The sequence below is a fragment of the Leptospira congkakensis genome, from assembly GCF_004770265.1.
GTDB lineage: Bacteria > Spirochaetota > Leptospiria > Leptospirales > Leptospiraceae > Leptospira_A > Leptospira_A congkakensis.
The window spans coordinates 791,508-810,926 of record NZ_RQGQ01000017.1 but is presented as its reverse complement, the minus strand read 5'-3'; the positions used below and the strand labels follow the sequence as shown (position 1 = coordinate 810,926).

Here is a 19,419-nt window from a genome sequence, read left to right as displayed (position 1 = left end):
CTATGAGTAATTGGGAACAAGCCTACTCCCGTGAGGAGTCTACCTTTCAAAACAAAGACGGCGGATCGATTTATTACCAAATCTATCGTCCAAAGTCCGGTGTCAAACGTGTGCTCGTTGTCCACCACGGAATTGGGGAACACGGTGGTCGTTACAACTTTTTGTTGGAAGCCTTGGCGGATCACAATTACGCCATTTACCTGATCGATGCGAGAGGTCATGGTAAATCCGATGGACGTCGCGGTGTCATCACTCATTTCTCTGATTTTTTTGCTGACCTCAAAGAACTCATCGATATCGCCAAACGTAACGAAGGTGTCAGTAAGGTAACTTTACTTGGTCACTCTATGGGTGCTGCTGTTACCTTTCTTTATACTGCCACAGACAACTACCAAAATGATTTAGATGCTTACATCTGTAGTGCCCTTCCGATCAAAGTCAAAACAGACCTAGTGATGGACATCAAAAAAGGGGCCGGTGGATTTTTAGCAAAACTAGCACCCACTTTAACAGTTCCCACTGGACTCGATGTCAAAATGATTTCTCATGACCAGTCTGTAGTGGACGCCTATGTAAAAGATCCATTGGTGCACGGAAACGTAGGAGCCTACTTAGGTGACTACTTACTCAACTGTTACGGTCTCGCATTGGAATCAGCTACGAAAATCAATGTACCAATTTATATGTTCCATGGAAAGGATGACCAAATCGCCCTTGTCCAAGGAACTTTGGATGCCTTTGAAAAGGTAAATTCCAAAGACAAAACAATGAAAATTTTTGACGGATTGTACCACGAAACCATGAACGAACTCCCGAAAGACAGAGCTATCGTCTTTAAAGAGTTAGTTGCTTGGATCGACAAACACTAAGGAGATAAATGCCAATGGCAATAACCAAAGATATAGTTGGAAAAAAACTAGATCGTTTTGATTTCACAGTGGAACGAGGAAAGATCAAAGAATTCTGCCTCGCCATTAACGAAAAAAACCCAATCTATTTTGACGTAGAAGAAGCTAAAAAAGCCGGATACTCTGATGTTCCTGCTCCACCAACTTTCCCTACAGTCATTATGTTTTGGGGATACCCGAAGATTTGGAACGATATGGCCGAACTCGGTATCGACCTTTCCAAAATCCTTCACTTAAAAGAAGAGTATACGTACCACAAAATTCTGTATCCGGGCAAAGTATACGCACAGTCCGAAATTTCTGATGTAAAATCAGGAAGAGCAGAAATCGTAACTTTCAAAACAACCATCTATGATGAAAAAAATGATCCCATCCTCTCTGCTGAGATGGCGATATTCATTCGTAAGGATTAATACAGGAGGCTAACAATGGCAAAAATCGAATTTGATAAAGTAGAAGTTGGTCAGACTCTTCCTTCCCTCGACATCCCAGTCATCGAACATGCAAATTTAGTTCGTTATGCGGGAGCATCTGGAGATTTTAACCCTATTCACAACGATCCTGACTTCGCAAGAAAAGCAGGCCTTGACGGAACCATTTCTCACGGTATGTACGTAATGGCGCAAGTAGGAAGACTTTGTACTTCTTGGGCTGAACAAAAAGACATCGCATACTTTGGTGTGACTTTCAAAGCCATGACGAAACTCGGCGAAAAACTAACAATCGTTGGAACCATCAAAAAGAAATTTGAAAAAGATGGTAAAAAAACAGTAACTGTACTTGTAGAAGCAAAAAACGAAGCTGGCGAAGTGAAAGCCGGTGGAGATTTAGTCGTCAACGCAGTGTAGTTAAAAATTCACAATTTGATTTCATTCTGATTTTTTAATACAGAATCGAAACGGAATCAAAAACTTGAAAAGCATCGAGGGAAACTTCGGTGCTTTTTTATTTTATAAATACTATCTCCTATTTTCTTCGGGCGCCTCGAATCCGTTAGTCGATCTAATTTTCCTTCTAGTAACGACCACGCTATCCGTTCCAATCCTTCGGATTTCCGCTTCTATCGCTGGCGCGGGGATTGACCCATGGTTCGAGATAAACGTTGATATAAAAACAAAAGACAAAAGATCTACCAACTAACGCATCTTCTAGATTTAATTCTTAATGAAAGACCAGATTTCTCAAAAAAAATCTTGACGTTAATAAAAAAAGAAGTCGAATCTTGAATGCTTAGGCAATTTGATTAAATTTTTTTAACATTTTGTGAGCGTATCTTTCTAAAACTATTCAATATCCTATCACCTTTCTTAATGAACTTAGTTCCACACCAAAGAAAAATTCTCGCCTTAGAACTGACCAGAAAACGTGCGTCTGGTGATCCAGAGAGACTTGGAAAGGCTATGCTGGGTGCTCAGGTAGATTTGAATCCGCATCAATTAGATGCCGCTTTATTTGCATTAGAATCTCCTTTATCAAGAGGAGTAATCTTGGCCGATGAAGTGGGCCTAGGAAAAACAATTGAAGCTGGGCTTGTACTTACCCAATTTTTGTCCGAAGAAAAAAAAAGAATATTGATTATTGCACCTGCAAATTTAAGGAAACAATGGAGTGGTGAGCTACAAGAGAAATTCCATTTAAAGTCTGAAATTATCGAAGGAAAAAATTTCAATTCAATTCAAAAAAGTGGAATTCATAATCCTTTTAACAACGAAAAAGTAGTTATAGTTTCATATCAATTTGCCAAAGCGAAAGCATTCGAAATTTCTCAGATTTCTTGGGATCTCGTAGTCTTAGACGAGGCTCATCGACTCAGAAATGTTTATAAAGAGTCCAATGTTATCGCAAATACAATAAAAGAAAGTTTACGTAGTCGTTTTAAACTTCTCCTTACTGCAACTCCACTTCAAAATTCACTCAGCGAATTGTATGGATTAGTAAGCATCATCGACGAACAAACATTTGGTGATTTTGATAGTTTTTCACAGCAGTTTTTGCGAATCCAATCAGAAGAACAACTTCAGTTACTTAAAAACAGAATCGAAGGAATTTGCAAAAGAACTCTTCGCAAACAAGTATTAGAATATATCAAATATACAAAGAGAATTCCTATTACAAAAGAGTTTATCCCAAACGCAGACGAAGATCGTTTACACGAATGGATTAGTGCTTATTTACAACGGGAAAACTTAGCCGCTCTTCCAAAAAGTCAAAGGAAACTAATGACTTTAATTTTACGCAAACTCCTCGCTTCTTCCACTTATGCAATAGCTGGTACTTTGCAGGCATTAGTAGATAGATTAGAAAAAAAACTAGGAGTTTCTGATACCTCTCTCGATTTAGAGATCGAAAAGTTAATTGCAGACGACTTTGAAGAATATGAAGAAATAAAAGAAGAATGGTCTGATTTTCAAACTCAAAAATCTATTCCTGAAAATCATCTTCTGGTTGAATCAGCAGAAGATTTAAGAGCGGAAATCAAAGAATTAAAAGAGTATTTAGCACTTGCTAATAATATCCAAGCCAATAGCAAAGCCGAAGTACTACTCACTGGACTTGGACAAGCGTTTTCCGAAATGGAAAGATTAGGTGGAGCCAAAAAAGCTGTTATTTTTACAGAGTCAAGACGCACCCAAAACTATCTATTCGACTTTTTATCAATCAATGGTTATGCGAATCAAATCTTGTTATTCAATGGTTCCAATAATGATGATACTTCAAAGAAGATATTTCAATCTTGGATGGAAAAGTATAAAGGAACAGATAAAATTTCTGGTTCTAAGACAGCAGATATTAGGGCTGCACTTGTAGAAGAATTTAAAGAAAAAAGGCAAATTTTAATAGCAACAGAAGCTGCAGCCGAAGGAATCAATCTTCAATTTTGTTCTATCGTTGTAAATTACGATTTACCATGGAATCCACAAAGGATTGAACAAAGGATCGGAAGATGCCACAGATATGGTCAAAATTTTGATGTCGTAGTCGTTAATTTCCTAAATAAAAAGAACCTGGCCGATGTACGCGTATACGAATTGTTAAGCGAAAAATTTCAATTATTCAGTGGTGTATTTGGAGCAAGCGACGAAGTTCTTGGAAACGTTGAAACTGGAGTTGATTTTGAAAAAAGAATTGCAGAAATTTTCCAATCTTGTCGTACCAAAGAAGAAATCCAAGATGCATTTGATAAACTTCAATCTGAGCTTCAATCGGATATAAATGAAAGAATAAAAGAAACTAGAGAAAAGTTACTTACAAACTTTGATGAAATTGTCCAAGAAAAGCTTAAGATCCGAATGGAAGAAAGTGAGATTTTGTTCGATCGCCAAACTAAATTACTATGGATTTTAACAAAGGATGCCATACATAAACATGGAAAAACAAATGACTTAGATCTTAGTTTCCGTTTAGACTCTAACCCATTTCTATCTCTTCCAATTCAACTTGGCCACTACCGGATGGGAAAATCTTTATTTCAGGAAAACTCATTCCATTCTAACCATCCCCTTGCCAAAAAAATCTTGGAAGCTGCAGTCAATGAATCAATTCCAGAAGATGGTATATTGAAATTTACTCTAAGCAAAGATAGAATTGATCAGAGTTACGCGAATATAAAAAATAAACAGGGCGATATTTTGGCTACACTTTGGACTTTGGATAGTTTTGAGAAAGAAGAAGTCCTTTTAATAACAATTCTGTGGGAAGATGGCTCAACCTTAGACAACGAACAAGCAATTCGTCTATTTTCTAGATCTTGTCAGTGGAAACCTTATGTAGAGAAAGATTTAAATTCAAGAACAACTAAATTAGAAGAGATTCATTCAAACAAAAAGAACCAAACCTTAATCAATCGAGACTTAAGAAACCAAGATCTTTTTACAAAAGAATATGAAAAACTGGATGCCTGGGCCGATGACAAACGATTGAGTCTACAAAAAGAACTCAAGTCTTTTGATGAGGAAATCAAAATTCGCAAAAAACAAGCAAAAGATGCAGGGAACCTAACTGACAGATTAAAGTTGGAAAGAGAAAGAAAAGAAATCGAAAAAAGAAGGGATGAGGCCTGGAAGAGTTTTGAAATGGCACGGCGTTCTATTGATGAAGAAAAGGAAAAATTCTTAGAGGAAATGGAAAAGAAAGCTAAATTTGTAACAGATGAAACTGTTTTATTTTACGGCAAAATACAAATCGTCTGACATTCATTTTCTGGTTATTTTTTCCTTGCCAGCCTTATTTTTTACCATTTTATAATGCGAAATCCCAACCCAAAATATGAACTTTTTAAAAATGATTTTCGAAACCTAAATGATTTTTCACTTGCGAATCTACTGAGATGGCCGATCATGATAGATAGCATACCTGCCAGGCCTCTGAATGTAAGCCCAAATTGGCAGGTCTTTTGCCCTTCCCGGAATCAAGGGCGATGATCTACCAAAAAAAAGCCTTAACCATTGATGAACAAGCCGATCAACTTCTCTCCAGAGGTTTGGTATGCGACCGCATTGACTTAGTATCAATCTTAAAACAAGTTAGTTACTATCGATTGAGTGGCTATTGGTTTCCTTTTCGAAATTATCCAAATGAAGAATTTAAACAAAACACCACTCTGAAAGAAATTTGGAGTCGTTATTGTTTTGATCGTAAACTTCGTTTACTTGTTCTTGATGGTATCGAGAAAATAGAAATCGCTCTACGAACCGATATCACATACAAATTATCTCACCAAACAGGCGCTTTTGGTTACACAGAACCCTCTGCCTTTCCCATGTTAAAAGAACCTGAATTTATGAAACTCCAAGAGGAAATAAAAAAGGAATATTCGCGAAGCAAAGAAAAATTTGTCTCACATTTCCAACACAAATATGGTGAAGAGCATGATTCTCTTCCTCTTTGGATGGCTACTGAGCTCATCAGTTTTGGCACACTGTTTACTATGTACAGAGGAATCGCTACCTCCACTTCAAAATCGATTGCTAAAAAATACAATTTACCTGAACCTGTTCTCTTGTCTTGGATCGGAAGTTTAAACTCAGTCAGGAACATTTGTGCACACCATTCTAGGTTGTGGAATCGAGAGTTTGGATACAAACCAATGCTTCCGCGAAATGATTTAGGTTGGAAACAACCAGTCGAAATCCAACCAAACAAAATCTTTGTGATTCTATCGATCATTCAATATATGCTAAATTTCATTTCCCCAACTAGCCAATGGAAATTTCGTTTTTTAGATTTACTGACTCTCTATCCTACCATTCCCATTCGCGAAATGGGTTTTCCTGAAAGATGGAAAGAGGTTCCTTTTTGGAATCTAACCAAAACACAATCAAGGAATTAAAGAAAATGTCTGACGAACCCCAAAAACTCCCCCTTACCTCCCACAACCTAACCGAAGACAAACTCCGTATTCTAAAAGAACACTTCCCTCAAGTCTTCACTGAAGGGAATTTGATAGATTGGGACAAACTCCGCCAAAGCCTTGGCGAAACCATCGAATCGGAAGAAACAAAAGAACGATTTGGACTAAACTGGCCCGGCAAACGAAATTGTTTTAAGGCCATCCAATCCCCAACGACAGCCACTCTACTCCCTGACCGTGCCGCTTCGGTGGACTTTGACAATACCGAAAACCTCTATATCGAGGGGGACAATTTGGAAGTATTAAAACTTTTGCAAAAGTCCTACCTCGGTAAGGTAAAGATGATCTACATCGACCCGCCTTACAATACAGGAAACGACTTTGTCTATCCAGATGATTATACGGAATCTCTCAAAACCTATCTAGAATACACGGGACAAGTGGATGCCAAAGGACGCAAGTTTTCGAATAACACAGAAACCACGGGCCGGTTCCATTCTCAATGGCTGAACATGATGTATCCGAGACTCTTCCTTGCTCGCAACCTCCTTCGTGAAGATGGGGTGATTTTTATTTCCATTGATGACACCGAAGTGGCCCACTTACGGAAAGTATGCGATGAAATTTTCGGAGAAGAGAACTTTGTGGCGAATGTAATTTGGGAAAAGAAATTTTCTCCTCAAAACGATGAAAAATATTTATCTGAATCACATGACCATATTTTACTTTACTCAAAAATGAAAGACAAATGGTCACCAATTCTTCTTCGACGTACCGAGGAACAAAAAGCAGCATATAAAAACCTGGACAATGACCCACGTGGACCTTGGACAAGTGGGGATCTGACTTCAAAAACAAAGGCTCAAGGCCATTCATATTGCATTGAATCACCTAATGGAAATAAGCATTTCCCTCCAGAAGGAAGGCAATGGGCACCATCTCAAGACACTTTTAATAAAATGTTACTAGAAAACAAAATATGGTTTGGGAAATCTGGTGAAAATTTTCCAAGAGCAAAGCAATTCCTTTCGGAAGTACAAGATGGTATAGTTCCTGTTACTTTATGGATGCATGAAGACGTTGGTCATAACCAAGAAGCAAAACAAGAATTCAATGCTATCTTGAATAGATTAGAATTTGAAACTCCAAAGCCTGTAAGATTAATGATAAGAATGATGGCTATATCTTGTAGCCCCAACGACATCGTCCTCGACTTCTTTTCCGGCTCTGCCACTACCGCCCACGCCGTACTGGCGTTAAATGCAGAAGATGGAGGCAATCGTAAATTTATCTGTGTGCAACTCCCCGAGCCTACGCGCAAACAAAAGGCCGATGGGACTTGGGAGGAATCGGAAGCCTCTAGAGCCGGTTTCCAAACCATTGCCGAAATTGGAATGGAACGGATCCGTCGTGTGATAACAAAGCTGAAAGAAGAAGGAAGTGCAAACACCAAAGATAGTGGGAAAAAATCGGTAAAAGTAAAAGCAGACCCATCCAAAAAAGAAGATTCGCCTTCCTTGGGTTTTGAGTCCGGGGTAGACCAACTAATAAAAAATAGGGAAAATAACGAACCACCGCGTAAACCCCAAGATTTGGGCTTTCGGGTTTTCAAATTGGCACCGTCTAACTTCCCGGTTTGGAATGGTAATATCGAAAAAACTAAGGAGGCTTTGGAAAAAGCGCTCTTCGAAGACCAACCAACACTTTTGTCCTCCAATGCATTAGCGAATACAGAAGAAGCCATTCTCTATGAAGTTTTGTTAAAATCGGGAATTTCAGAAGCCCTCGCAAACCCAAATATCAAAACGGAGACCATCGCCGGAAAGATCGTTTATATCGCAGAAGAAACCGCCTATTATGTACTAGGAAAAGAACATAACTTGGAAGTATTTAATGAAATCATGAGACGAAGCCCTTCGCTTGTGATTGCTAGAGAAATGGGTTTTTCTGGAAACGATGTCCTTAAAGCCAACGTACATGCCGGATTCAAACAGATGAAAGATGTTAGCTTCCAGGTGGTTTAAAGTATGAAAATCCATTTCGAAAGTCTCGAATTCCAAGACACTGCCACAAGTGCCGCTGTATCTTTATTTGAAGGGATGGAAAAAAATCCCAGTGGATTTTCTTTTTCTCTTTCTGGTGAAAAAGGGTCTCTTTTTCAAACCGAACTTGGATTTGGAAATGCCCTGCTTTTAGAAGAATCAGTTTTGTATGAAAACTTACGAAAGGTGCAAGACAAGTTTTCTCTTGAAGCCACTACAAAAGAAGAATTTGAACGAAATGGACTTCGATTTACCATCGAGATGGAAACAGGAACTGGAAAGACATATGTGTATTTAAATACAATTTTATCTCTTCATAAACTCTATGGTTGGTCGAAGTTTATCATTATTGTTCCTTCCATCGCCATCAAAGAAGGAGTTCTAAAAACCTTAGAAATGACTGCAGACCATTTCAGAGCGAAGTATGGGATTCCTCTTGTCAAAGGAAGCACTTATTCGCTTTACCAAGGTTCGGCGCCAAGTGCCCTCCGTAACTTTGCTACAACAAACCAATTGCAAATTCTTGTGATGAACATCCAAGCCTTCAATAAAGACACCAACATCATCCATAAGGAAATGGATGAGCTGAATGGACAAAGACCTATTGATTTCATTCGTTCATCAAAACCCATCCTTATTATTGACGAACCCCAATCTGTAGACAATACCGAAACCGCACAGAATGCCATTGCAGAATTAAATCCCCTTTTCCAATTACGGTATTCGGCTACACCGCGCATTAGATACAACCCCATCTTTCGCTTGGGACCCGTTGAGGCCTTCCAAAGAAAACTCGTCAAACGGATCCAAATTCGATCTTTAGAAGTTACAGGAACAGAAAACGCACCCTATATGAAACTGGAATCTACAGAAGGAAAGCCAGGTGTTGGGTTTACCGCAACAGTAACGGTAAACGTCCAATCTAAGGGAAAAATTTCAAAAAAGAAAATCAAACTCAAACAAAAAGATGACTTAAGTCTTAAAACAGAAAATTCGCATTATAATGGTTATATTGCTGATACGATTAGCATCGAACCTGGAAACGAATTTTTACGATTCACAAACGGCACCGTAATTCTTTTGGGCAAAGAAATTGGTTCCATAGCCCCCGTCATTCAAGACGAAAGAATCAAAGAAACAATCAAAGCGCATTTGGAAAAAGAAATGCAACTTTTGCGAATGGGAATTCAGGCCAAGGTTTTGACTCTCTTTTTTCTAGATCGAGTTTCCAATTACAGAGAATATAATCCTGATGGAACCACAAGTCTTGGTAAATTTGGAAAGGTATTTGAGGCAGCCTATTCAGAGTTAATTCAAAAACCAGAGTTTATCGATTTAAATGCTCCTCCCGTCGAGTTTGTACATAATGGATATTTTTCTGGCGATAAAAAGAAAAAAGGAAATTCAGAAATCGTCGAATGGAAAGATACCAAAGGCGATGGCGCCAAAGATGATGATACCTATAATCTCATCATGAAAGACAAAGAGAGGTTACTCGATTCTAACGAACCACTTCGTTTTATCTTTTCTCACTCAGCGCTCAGGGAAGGTTGGGATAATCCAAATGTGTTTCAAATCTGTACCTTATTAGAAACACGCTCCGAATTTACCAAACGACAACAGATTGGTCGTGGAATGCGGCTCCCGGTGGACATTCAAGGCAATCGAATTCAAAACGAAACTGTAAACCAACTTACAGTCGTAGTAAATGAAAGTTATACAGAATTCGTAAGCGGATTGCAAACAGAATACAGGGAAGAATCCGGTATCGAATTCGGGAAAGTAAATTCCCATCAATTTATGAATCTTGTTGCCAGCTTCAGCTCTAATACTCCTAGTCCCCAAGAAAAAAGAAAAAAAGCAGACGAACTTTTTGAAGTCTTAAAAAAATTACGTTATCTTAACGCAGATGGTGCATTTACAAATCTAATGGAAAATGCCTTTCTAAACCCATCAGAGTTTATTTTGGAAGGTGATTTTGCTGGCCGTGAAGATATCATTCTGGAATGGCTCAGAGGACTAAATATCCAAACCTTCGTTCAAATCAAAAGAAAGCCAAACCTAATCAAAAAAAATGACCACTTATGGAATCATCCAGAATTTTGGAAACTTTGGGATATCATCAAACAAAAAACCATATATAGATTTCAGTTTGATTCCAATTCTATTATTACCGAATCGGTGAAAAGGATCCGAGAGATCCAATGTGAATCCATGAGAGTAGTTACTTCTATTGCACAAGGAACCATTGCCTATGGTGGAGTCTCCGCTGCAGAAATTCGTAATAGAGAATCAAGAGAAGTAACAAGTCCATTCCCCCTCCCTGACCCTCTTGAATACTTACAAAAAGAAACGGACTTAACTAGAGATACTTTAAAAAAAATCTTAAAAGAATCCGGCTCTCTTGGCGAATTTTTAAAAAATCCACAGAACTACCTCGAAAGATCCGCTCAGCACATAAGAGAAGTCATAAGAGAAATTGGTATTAAAAATGGACTCGAATATGTTCCTCTACCCAATACCTACTGGGAGCAAAAGAATACATCTGATCCAATTTTTAAAGAATTTAAAGAGGTAATATCTGATACGATAGAAACCAATAAACATGGATTATATGATAAAATGGAAACTGATAGTGATACTGAAAAGAGATTTGCTAGAGAACAAGAAGATTCAAGCACAGTTGAGGTATTTACTAAACTCCCGCGAAAGTTTATTGTTCCGACACCAGTCGGAGAATATAACCCAGATTGGGCAATTGTTGTAAAAGAAGAAACTGGCGGCACTGAAAAGTTTCTTTATTATATTAAAGAAACCAAAGGATACAAAAACTTTAGTGATATTCGAACTGAGGAAGAAAAACAAAAGATCGAATCTGCAAAAAAACATTTTCAATGCATAGTTGACACTTATGAAGCGCGTATGTTAGCTCAAGGAATTCCGCTAGAAAAAATTCCAAAATTAGAGTATAATGTAGTGGTAGGCACAGGAAAACAGGATAATCCTTTTATTAATTTAAATGAATAAGAATATCTTAATCATTGGCAAATTAAAATTAGTATATCTAACCCCCTACTCCAATTCTTCAAAAGGGATGTCCAAAACTTCAAAGCCGGAACATCCTACAAAATCATAATGCCACCATTCGGTTTTGTTCACACGAAATCCATATTTGCTAAGTGTACTGATTAGAATCGTACGGTTTTTTAAAATCTCAGGATCGGAAACTGGTGCTTCAGCCCAAGCCTCTTTTTGAAAGGAATCATATTCCGTTGGCATAGGAAGCTCCCGTTTTGTTTTTTGATCCACAAGAGTTAAGTCAATCGCACAACCTTTATTATGCCTCGATCCTGTTTTAGGTGAGGCCACATACCTTGTGTCTCCCACAATTTCAAAAAATTTGACTGTGGCTGCATAAGGCCGATACGCATCAAATATTTTTATGGAATAGCCAAGTTGTAAAAATTCAAGGTTGGCTTTGTTTAGTGCTTCTGCCACTGGTTTTCTGGCAAAGGCTTTGGCTTCCTTATAGATAACTTGTTTGGTAAAGTTCTCGGGAGTTGCGTATTTGATATCCAAAGTAATGCCAGGAATTTTCTTTTCTAAGTTAATGAGTTCTTTATTTGGATTTTTTTGTATGGAAAGTTCATAAGCCTTACGATTCAAAACATTCAGTTTATTTTCTGTAGGTTGGGAAACCAAAGATAAAAAAGGAATTCCGAAACAAATGGCGATCGTGATGAGCTTCATAACTTAGAAAAGAATTCTGTACTTTTTAATGGATTCGATCTTGGTGAAGTACTTTCTATAAACCTATCAACTTCTAATCTAAATGTAACATTTTTCATTGTTGTTGATTTTGCAGAATCTTTGTGCAGTTTTCAAGATTTTTTCGGATCTTAAGGAACCAGTTACGCGCACCCCGGACAGAAGGAGCGCCCTCGTCGACTGATGGCCGGAGATGGTGCCCAGAGAATAATGATTGTTTTGTGGATTAAGGCCTGAATACAAAAAACCCCACTTACGTGGGGCTTTGAAAAGAATTTTCTAAATGAAATTTCTATGTTTTTATTTCGCGTCTGGGTCTGGAGAATGTCTTCTGATGAAATTGTTTAATCTTTCAATATAGGAGAATGCTGCAGGGACCACAACCAGAGTCAGTAGCGTAGATGAAATCACACCACCGATGAGTGCCCAACCCATACTCGTTCTTTGTTTTGATGCTTCGTTCAAACCGATAGCAATCGGTAAAAATCCAGCAACTAACGCGAATGAGGTCATAAGGATCGGACGAAGTCTTTCCCGACCTGCTTCAATGATCGCTTCTTTCATCTCAGTTCCTTGTTGGATCAACTGGTTTGTAAAGTCCACAAGTAGAATTGAGTTTTTGGTAGCGACACCGATGAGCATAATCAGCGCAATCATGGAAAAGAGATTCATAGACTCGTTGGCAAGGAAAAGTGCAATGAAGGCACCACATAACGCTAACGGTAAAACCAACATGATGGCGATCGGAGTGATGAAACTTTCATAGAGAGAAGCAAGTACGATGTAGATGAATAGGATTCCAAGTCCCATTGCAATCGCCATCGAGGAACCTAACTCTTTGAAGTTTTCAGCTTGTCCAAGATAATTGATTCTTACTGTAGAAGGAAGAGGGAGTTCCGTTGCAGTGATTTTTGCAATCTCTTCAATCGCACCACCCATCCCTGGACCATCCGGAGCCATATCTGCATAAATTTCCAAAGACTGGTTTCTGTTCAATCGGTTGATGGTCGCAAGTCCCGTTGTTTCTTCGGAAGTAGCAACGTTTTTGATCGGAATCATGATGTTGTTGAAATTAGGAACATAGGACTGATAGAAACTTTCTTTTAAGTTTCTTTGTCCTTCTTTGAGTCGAACCCTGATATCATATTCCACACCATTTTGTCTATATACAGCGGGAGTTGTTCCTTCGATCAAAGTTCGAAGTTCCATACCAATGGCTGATCCAGAAACACCTAACATAACTTCTCTGGCGCGATCAGGAATCACTCGAAATTCAGGGGAACCTGCTCTGTAACTTGTATCTACGTCAAGTAATGCTTTGGACTTTTTCAATCGTTCCAAAAGTTTTAAACCGTATTCTTGAACGTCCTCTCCCTTTTGTCCACTCACAACCAGTACGAAAGGTCTTTGTCCACCGCCGACATTATCAATATCTTTTACGATCGGAGTTGCATAAGGGTGAGTGATGGCAAGTTCCTTTCTTAAAACGTCTTTGAATTGGCTTGTATTTACTTTTCTTTGTTTCGAAGGAACCATTTCCACAAACATAGAAGCGGTTCGGTTTGTATTGAACATCGCTACTTGTTTTGTTTCTTCGTGTGCAGAAATTTTTTCATACACTTCTTTCGCAACCGTAGCCATCTTATCAACCGATGTGCCAGGTGGCATGTCCAAAGTTACTTGGAACTTACCTTGGTCCTGTGCTGGTAAGAAAGTTTTTGTAATGAACTTGGTAAGAAAGATACTGAATACGAATAGAAGAATCGCTCCAGAAATAATCAAAAGAGGAAACTGTAGAGTGAACTTTAAGATTTTTGCATAAAGATTTTCTAGTCTTGTTTGAAATCTATTGAAAACATCCAAAACCTTTTCCAATCCAAAATTCAACACATTCAGAAGGATGCGAACGGGAGTAAAAATTAGAGTCAATACTTGAGCCACTTTTCCTGGCTCTGCGGGACCAGAAACGTAAGCGACTTGAGCATCTTGTGGTTTTTTCTTAGATTTGGAAGTCGTTGTTTCTGGGGAAGAATGTCCTCCTCCGTGACCACCACCATGACCCGCAACAGCTCCACCAAAATAAGCAGATAACATCGGTGCGATGGTAAGTGCATCATAAAGGGAGATGAGTAAGGCAAAACAAATGGTAAGTCCGAATTCTCGTAAGAACTGTCCAACAACCCCGCTGATAAACGCAATCGGCATAAACACGGCGATAACGGCCATTGTTGTTGCGATGACGGCAAGAGTTACTTCTTTAGTTCCGTCAATGGATGCCTGTCTTGCTGTTTTTCCCATCTCTCTATGGCGGAAAATATTTTCCCGAACCACAATCGCATCATCAATGAGAAGTCCAACCGCCAAACTGAGTGCGAGTAGAGTCATTACGTTGACTGTAAATCCAGCAATCGCCATCAAGATAAAAGCGCCGAGTAGCGAGTTCGGTAGTGCAAGCCCAGTGATTAGTGTAGAACGAACACTTCCGAGGAATAATAATACTACGATGATAGTAAGTGCAATCCCGATAAAGATGGTCTCATTTACATCAAAGATATTGTCTTCGATAGCAGTTGAGTTGTCGTTTGCAATAGCAAGGAAAAGTGATCCTTCTCGTCTTGCTAAGTCTGTATTGATATCAGCTGCTCTTTTTTTAATCGCCTTGGCAACAGCAACAGTGTTTGCTCCTGATTGTTTATATACAAGAAGAAAGACCGCCTTTTTTCCGTTAAAGTACGCACGGGAAGCTTCGTCTTCCATCGTATCTTTTACTTCTCCCAACTGACCTATTTTAATCGGTACTTCGTTTCCAAAAAGAGAAAGCGGAGTGTCACGAATTTCATCAGGGGATTTGAACTCATTGATGGTTCTATAAACTAATTCGTTGTCGGAGCGACTTACTTTTCCTGCTGGGATGTTCGTTCCACCAGAAGCCAAACGATTGGAAACCATAGAAGCGGAAATCATATGGGATTTTAATTTGTCCCGATCCAATTCTACATGGATTTCTCTTTTTCGTCCGCCGTAGATCGTGATGTTTCCCACGTCTTGTGTAGTGAGTAGGATCTGTTTGATTTCTTCGTTGGCAATATCATAAATTTCTGCTTCCGGAAGATCTGCTCTTAATGCTAAGATGATAATGGGTTGATCGGCAGGATCGATCCTTCTGATGATCGGTTCTTTTGCATCATCAGGTAACTTCGGCTTTACGGCAGAAATTTTGTCGCGGACCTGTTGTTCGGCATATTTCACATCTGTTTCCATTGTGAACTCAACAACGACAGTCCCCAAACTTTCGTTACAGATAGACTTGATTCGTTTGACCCCAGAAATAGTGGACAATTCGTCTTCTACTGGTTTCGCAATCAACGTTTCGATTTCGTTTGGTGCCGCACCAGGATAAGGAACCGTGACCGTTACCACCGGAATTGTAATATTGGGGAATAAGTCGACTCCCAATTTGTTTAAGGACAGATAACCTGTAATCAAAATCAAAACGATTGTACAGGTAATAAAAATGGGTCGTTTTATCGAAAGCTCAGCAAAGCTCATCTTATTCTCCAGAGGTCTAAAAACATAATTTTCCCCAGTCCTCGGCAAGGCAAATAAAAATCAACGCTGACCAGATGGTCAACTTTAAACATCTAACAGGGTGGTTCTTTTATGAGACTGATCGTATTGCCTTTATGGTAGATAAATTTAGGGGAAGTTCTTGGGTTTGTTTCTGAAAAAAACTTTATTTTGACATAACTCGAGAAGGATATTTGGGTTTGTTTGGAACTTTTAATTGAATGGCTATTTCATTTACAGAGAGGAATGGCATCGATAAAGAATCATCGCAAACAAATGGAGATTCAAAATATAAAAATACGGAATTTGGAACGAGACTTTAACGACTGGCACAAAGTTTTCAGATTCAAACGAATCCAGGAAGCTTATGTACCAGAGATCAAATAAGGACCTAATTTAAGTTAGCATAATTTAGTTAAAGTGCGCGATTCAACAAAATTATTGATCAAAAATATTATTTGAATTCAAACTTTCCATTAAGAACTTTTTCTAAGTCTTCGTTCGTAGGTTTCATATTTTTAACATCTTCCGCAGAAGGAAGGATTTTTGTTTTTATATTATCTGTTTCGATTCCATTACAAGGATCACTTGGATTGGTTTTTTGATTTTTGATAGCATTGATCCAAGTACAAGAGATTTTCATATACCCTAAAGGACTTGGGTGAACATAATCAAAATAATCTTGTGAAAGATTAAGAATAGGGTGCATATCAACCAAAGTAATTCTGGATCTAAGGGACGGTGGTGTATTGATCCAATACTTATCAATTAGCTGATTGTAATTTCTGATGTTTCCACTTAGAGTATCAAAATTTGGCAACACCGTAGCAGCAGCCGGTGAAATTCGAATTATCTTTGCTAGAAAGATTTGTGTTTTCGGGTTATTGGAAAGCAGAGCATTCACAACCTTAAATAGATCGATAATCGCATTATTCGGAGATTTTCCTTGGATTAAATCGTTTGTACCAGCATGGACGAGAGTAATGTCAGCGAAACTCGGATAATTTGCAATTGTAAGAAGCTGATCATTTCTCCATCCAGGATATCCATCATGAGTTTGTGTATTGGTAATCCACTGTTGAGTATTGGAACCTCCACTTTGATATCCTTCTGTAGCAAATGTAAATGCTTTGTTAGTCAGTGCAAATTCAGTCATCCAAACTCGATAACCTCCAACAGCTTGATTTGGTGGCATACATATATACTGTCCAATTGAATAGACAGGACAGAATCCCCAGTCTGTAAAACCAAAACCATAAGTAATAGAATCTCCGAAAGGTCGAATCAGAACAGGTTTAGTTAAATCAAAAGATGTATCTTTAGCCTGAGTATCGAAGGTTAATGGGAATAGTAATGTCGTAATTAGCATCACCAACTTGCTTGATAGAGAAATTTTCTTAAACTTCATTTTGTCCTTCCTGTTTGCTTTATCATCAAAATAAAAATTGTCGCATTCCACATAACTACTGATCAATGAATTTTGATCCCACTAGAGACCTGTGGAACTTGATCCTTTGGATTCTAACAGTGGTTCATACATCATCCAAGCAGTATTTTCTGTAACCAACTCATCTTCTAAAATTTCTTTCGTATCTTTAGAAATTTTTTTTCTGCGGATGGTATTCCTTCTTGTATAACCTCCCCAAGGTTCTGCATGAAATCCATGATAGGACTCATAAACTTGGTAGAGAAAAGGAATTTCAACATCGGAACGCCATTCCCCTTTTAAAAAATCGCCTTCTATCCATAAATGCAATATAAATGATTGTTTGGTTGTATTTTTGATTTGTAAGTCGATATAATTGTAGGACAAAGTGGCACCCGAACCAAAAGGGTGAGTTCTTTCGGAATCAGGAAAAATATCAAAACTATGCCGCCACCTCTCTTTTACTTCTAATGGACTATGTAAAGTCATCCAATAAATGAGGTTGGCCATCTGGCAAAGTCCACCGCCAGTTCTTTCAATAAAACTGCCATTCCTAAGTTGCATCCCTGGCAAATATCCTTTGCGCCTTGTTGGTTTCCCCACAAGATACCAAAACGAAAAAACTTGGTTTGGCTGGAGAATAACTCCATCTAACTTAGAAATGGCGATACCAAGGTTTACCTTCTTGTTCTCTTGGAGATACATGGGAACGTCTTTGAGTTTGCGATAGATGGGAGAACTATGTTTAAAAATAGAGATAGAAAAGTTATGAGTTAGCTCTGCCAAGGATACTCTTGTAGTCGCAAAGGATTTTCTTTCGAGAAACCAAACCAGGTAACGTTTCCATTGGAAATAAATCTTACCAAAAAACAGTCGAAGGTTTCCTCGATTGATCTTTCGATGCATACCTGGAATTGATTTTCTTTTAGAACTAAAGCCCATAGGATTGTTTTCTCTTTATAAATTCAGGGCGCTGTCTGTAAGGATTTTTCCAAGACTTGGCGATAGGTACAAGTTTCGAATTTCTTTTTTCTAACCACAAACGATAACGTTGCCAATCTTTTTCTAAAACTAGTTGGTATTCACCTAAAGGTTGAACAAAAGAAAAAATAGGCCCATTCTTTTCATCCTTACTTGCAAGCAAATTCTCATAACGAATTCCATAAACAGCTCGGTAGATTTCTGTGCCTTCTGGTAGTTCCGAGATTGCCTTATCATCAGGTTCCCAAGATAAACAATCTTTTCGAAATTGGAAATGGTAGTATTCGCAAAAACCGTGGTGGGCAACAAGCAAACCATTGTTAGGGACTGAAGCCATAGATTCACCCGGTACCCACATTAGATCATAAGGATACCTAAATAAATGAGGGCTCGTAAAAACTGTAAAAACCCAAAGACTTGTACCAATAGTCCAAACCAAAATTTGAAATCGATTCCAAACCAAAAAGATCTGAACCACAAGAATCAAACTCAAAAGAATTCGGTATTGTATGTCTGCAAAATGAAAGATTGGTAAAAGAAGTAAAAATCCAAAGAAAGCCAAGGCCTTTCGTATTTTTTTATGTTTAGGTTCGGATTTTCCAAATATAAAAAAAGCCCAGTCCCAAAGGATTCCAAAACCAGCTAACGCGAATGCTGCGGACAATGGAAAATTTTCTTTATCACTATAAAACCTTCCATTCGGATTTTGAGGGAGTAAAAAAGGAAGGATGATGGCAAAACAGAAAATCACTGGATAGAATTTTTCAGGTATCCAATAGAAAACCAAAATTCCAAATCCAAAAAGAGCCACCATCGGATGAAACCAAAGGGCAAATAAAAAGAAAATTCCAGAAATGATATGCCGAAAATCAAATACCAAAGATGATAAAAAAGGAATCGTTGGTATTACTTGTGGTTTTGGTTTTATCGTAGCTGTAAAATAACAACCAATACTAAGAATCAAAAATCCTAAAGCCCAACTTTGTTTGGGATATAAAAAACCTAAAACAAAAACCAAAATACTAGGCAGTCCCAAATAAAAGATCCCAATCCTTTTTTTTACACTTATGGATAGATCCTCGTTTCGATTGTCGTTAGCGTTGGTTTGCGTATTGTCACTGGGAAAAAAATTGATTATTGGGTCTTGGCTTTCCTTTGCAGCAAGGAATAAACTCCGAGCGACGAAGAGAGAAAATATGAGCCAAACGGTCGTTATCACCTGAAAAACAAATAAAGATTCGTCACTCACACCGAAGATCTGAAACAAAAAAGCGACGATATGAAAAACGGGAGAATGGTCTGGCGAATGCAATTTCCCTGTTTCTAAGAGAGAAATTGCTTGGACACCATACCAATAAATATCCTTACCGAACAATG

12 protein-coding genes and 1 pseudogene are annotated in these 19,419 nt (G+C 38.3%); 7 read left to right on the top strand and 6 right to left on the bottom strand.

Annotated elements, in window-relative coordinates; all coding sequences use genetic code 11:
* Nucleotides 1-2: 2 nt before the first annotated feature.
* From EHQ70_RS17335 to EHQ70_RS17305, 7 genes are all read left to right on the top strand, one after another.
* Nucleotides 3-869 carry an alpha/beta hydrolase gene (locus tag EHQ70_RS17335; RefSeq protein ID WP_135588468.1) on the top strand — a complete coding sequence of 289 codons (867 nt, stop codon included), beginning with the start codon at nucleotides 3-5 and terminating at the stop codon, nucleotides 867-869.
* 14 nt (nucleotides 870-883) lie between these two features.
* Nucleotides 884-1,321 (top strand): FAS1-like dehydratase domain-containing protein, encoded by a 438-nt coding sequence (locus tag EHQ70_RS17330; protein WP_015681966.1) that lies wholly within the window; start codon nucleotides 884-886, stop codon nucleotides 1,319-1,321.
* 15 nt (nucleotides 1,322-1,336) lie between these two features.
* Entirely contained in the window at nucleotides 1,337-1,756 is a 420-nt protein-coding gene (locus EHQ70_RS17325) for a MaoC/PaaZ C-terminal domain-containing protein (protein WP_135579596.1), read from the top strand.
* 462 nt (nucleotides 1,757-2,218) lie between these two features.
* Nucleotides 2,219-5,098, top strand: coding sequence for an SNF2-related protein (locus tag EHQ70_RS17320; RefSeq protein WP_135588467.1), 2,880 nt, complete (start codon nucleotides 2,219-2,221; stop codon nucleotides 5,096-5,098).
* A gap of 227 nt (nucleotides 5,099-5,325) precedes the next feature.
* Nucleotides 5,326-6,237 carry an Abi family protein gene (locus tag EHQ70_RS17315; RefSeq protein ID WP_135588466.1) on the top strand — a complete coding sequence of 304 codons (912 nt, stop codon included), beginning with the start codon at nucleotides 5,326-5,328 and terminating at the stop codon, nucleotides 6,235-6,237.
* 5 nt (nucleotides 6,238-6,242) lie between these two features.
* Entirely contained in the window at nucleotides 6,243-8,282 is a 2,040-nt protein-coding gene (locus tag EHQ70_RS17310) for a site-specific DNA-methyltransferase (protein WP_167481727.1), read from the top strand.
* Between the two features lie 3 nt (nucleotides 8,283-8,285).
* The gene (locus EHQ70_RS17305; protein ID WP_135588464.1) at nucleotides 8,286-11,327 is read left to right on the top strand and encodes a restriction endonuclease; all 3,042 of its coding nucleotides are present in this window, start codon (nucleotides 8,286-8,288) and stop codon (nucleotides 11,325-11,327) included.
* 45 nt (nucleotides 11,328-11,372) lie between these two features.
* Here the strand turns inward: EHQ70_RS17305 and EHQ70_RS17300 are convergent, their stop codons facing one another.
* The 6 genes and pseudogenes from EHQ70_RS17300 to EHQ70_RS17280 all read right to left on the bottom strand — a co-directional run bounded on the left by EHQ70_RS17300 (nucleotide 11,373) and on the right by EHQ70_RS17280 (nucleotide 19,417).
* Nucleotides 11,373-12,050: a M15 family metallopeptidase gene (locus EHQ70_RS17300; protein WP_135588463.1), complete on the bottom strand. Its 678-nt coding sequence runs from the start codon at nucleotides 12,048-12,050 to the stop codon at nucleotides 11,373-11,375.
* Between the two features lie 318 nt (nucleotides 12,051-12,368).
* Nucleotides 12,369-14,009: an efflux RND transporter permease subunit gene (locus EHQ70_RS18785; RefSeq protein ID WP_425270054.1), complete on the bottom strand. Its 1,641-nt coding sequence runs from the start codon at nucleotides 14,007-14,009 to the stop codon at nucleotides 12,369-12,371.
* A 56-nt stretch (nucleotides 14,010-14,065) separates the two neighbouring features.
* Nucleotides 14,066-15,617 (bottom strand): annotated as a pseudogene (locus EHQ70_RS18780) (efflux RND transporter permease subunit); the annotation flags it as partial.
* 472 nt (nucleotides 15,618-16,089) lie between these two features.
* The gene (locus tag EHQ70_RS17290; RefSeq protein ID WP_135588461.1) at nucleotides 16,090-17,043 is read right to left on the bottom strand and encodes a GDSL-type esterase/lipase family protein; all 954 of its coding nucleotides are present in this window, start codon (nucleotides 17,041-17,043) and stop codon (nucleotides 16,090-16,092) included.
* Between the two features lie 81 nt (nucleotides 17,044-17,124).
* Entirely contained in the window at nucleotides 17,125-18,003 is an 879-nt protein-coding gene (locus EHQ70_RS17285; protein ID WP_135588460.1) for a VanW family protein, read from the bottom strand.
* Nucleotides 17,993-19,417 carry a hypothetical protein gene (locus tag EHQ70_RS17280; RefSeq protein ID WP_135588459.1) on the bottom strand — a complete coding sequence of 475 codons (1,425 nt, stop codon included), beginning with the start codon at nucleotides 19,415-19,417 and terminating at the stop codon, nucleotides 17,993-17,995. The genes EHQ70_RS17285 and EHQ70_RS17280 overlap by 11 nt, the downstream gene beginning before the upstream one ends.
* Nucleotides 19,418-19,419: the final 2 nt, after the last annotated feature.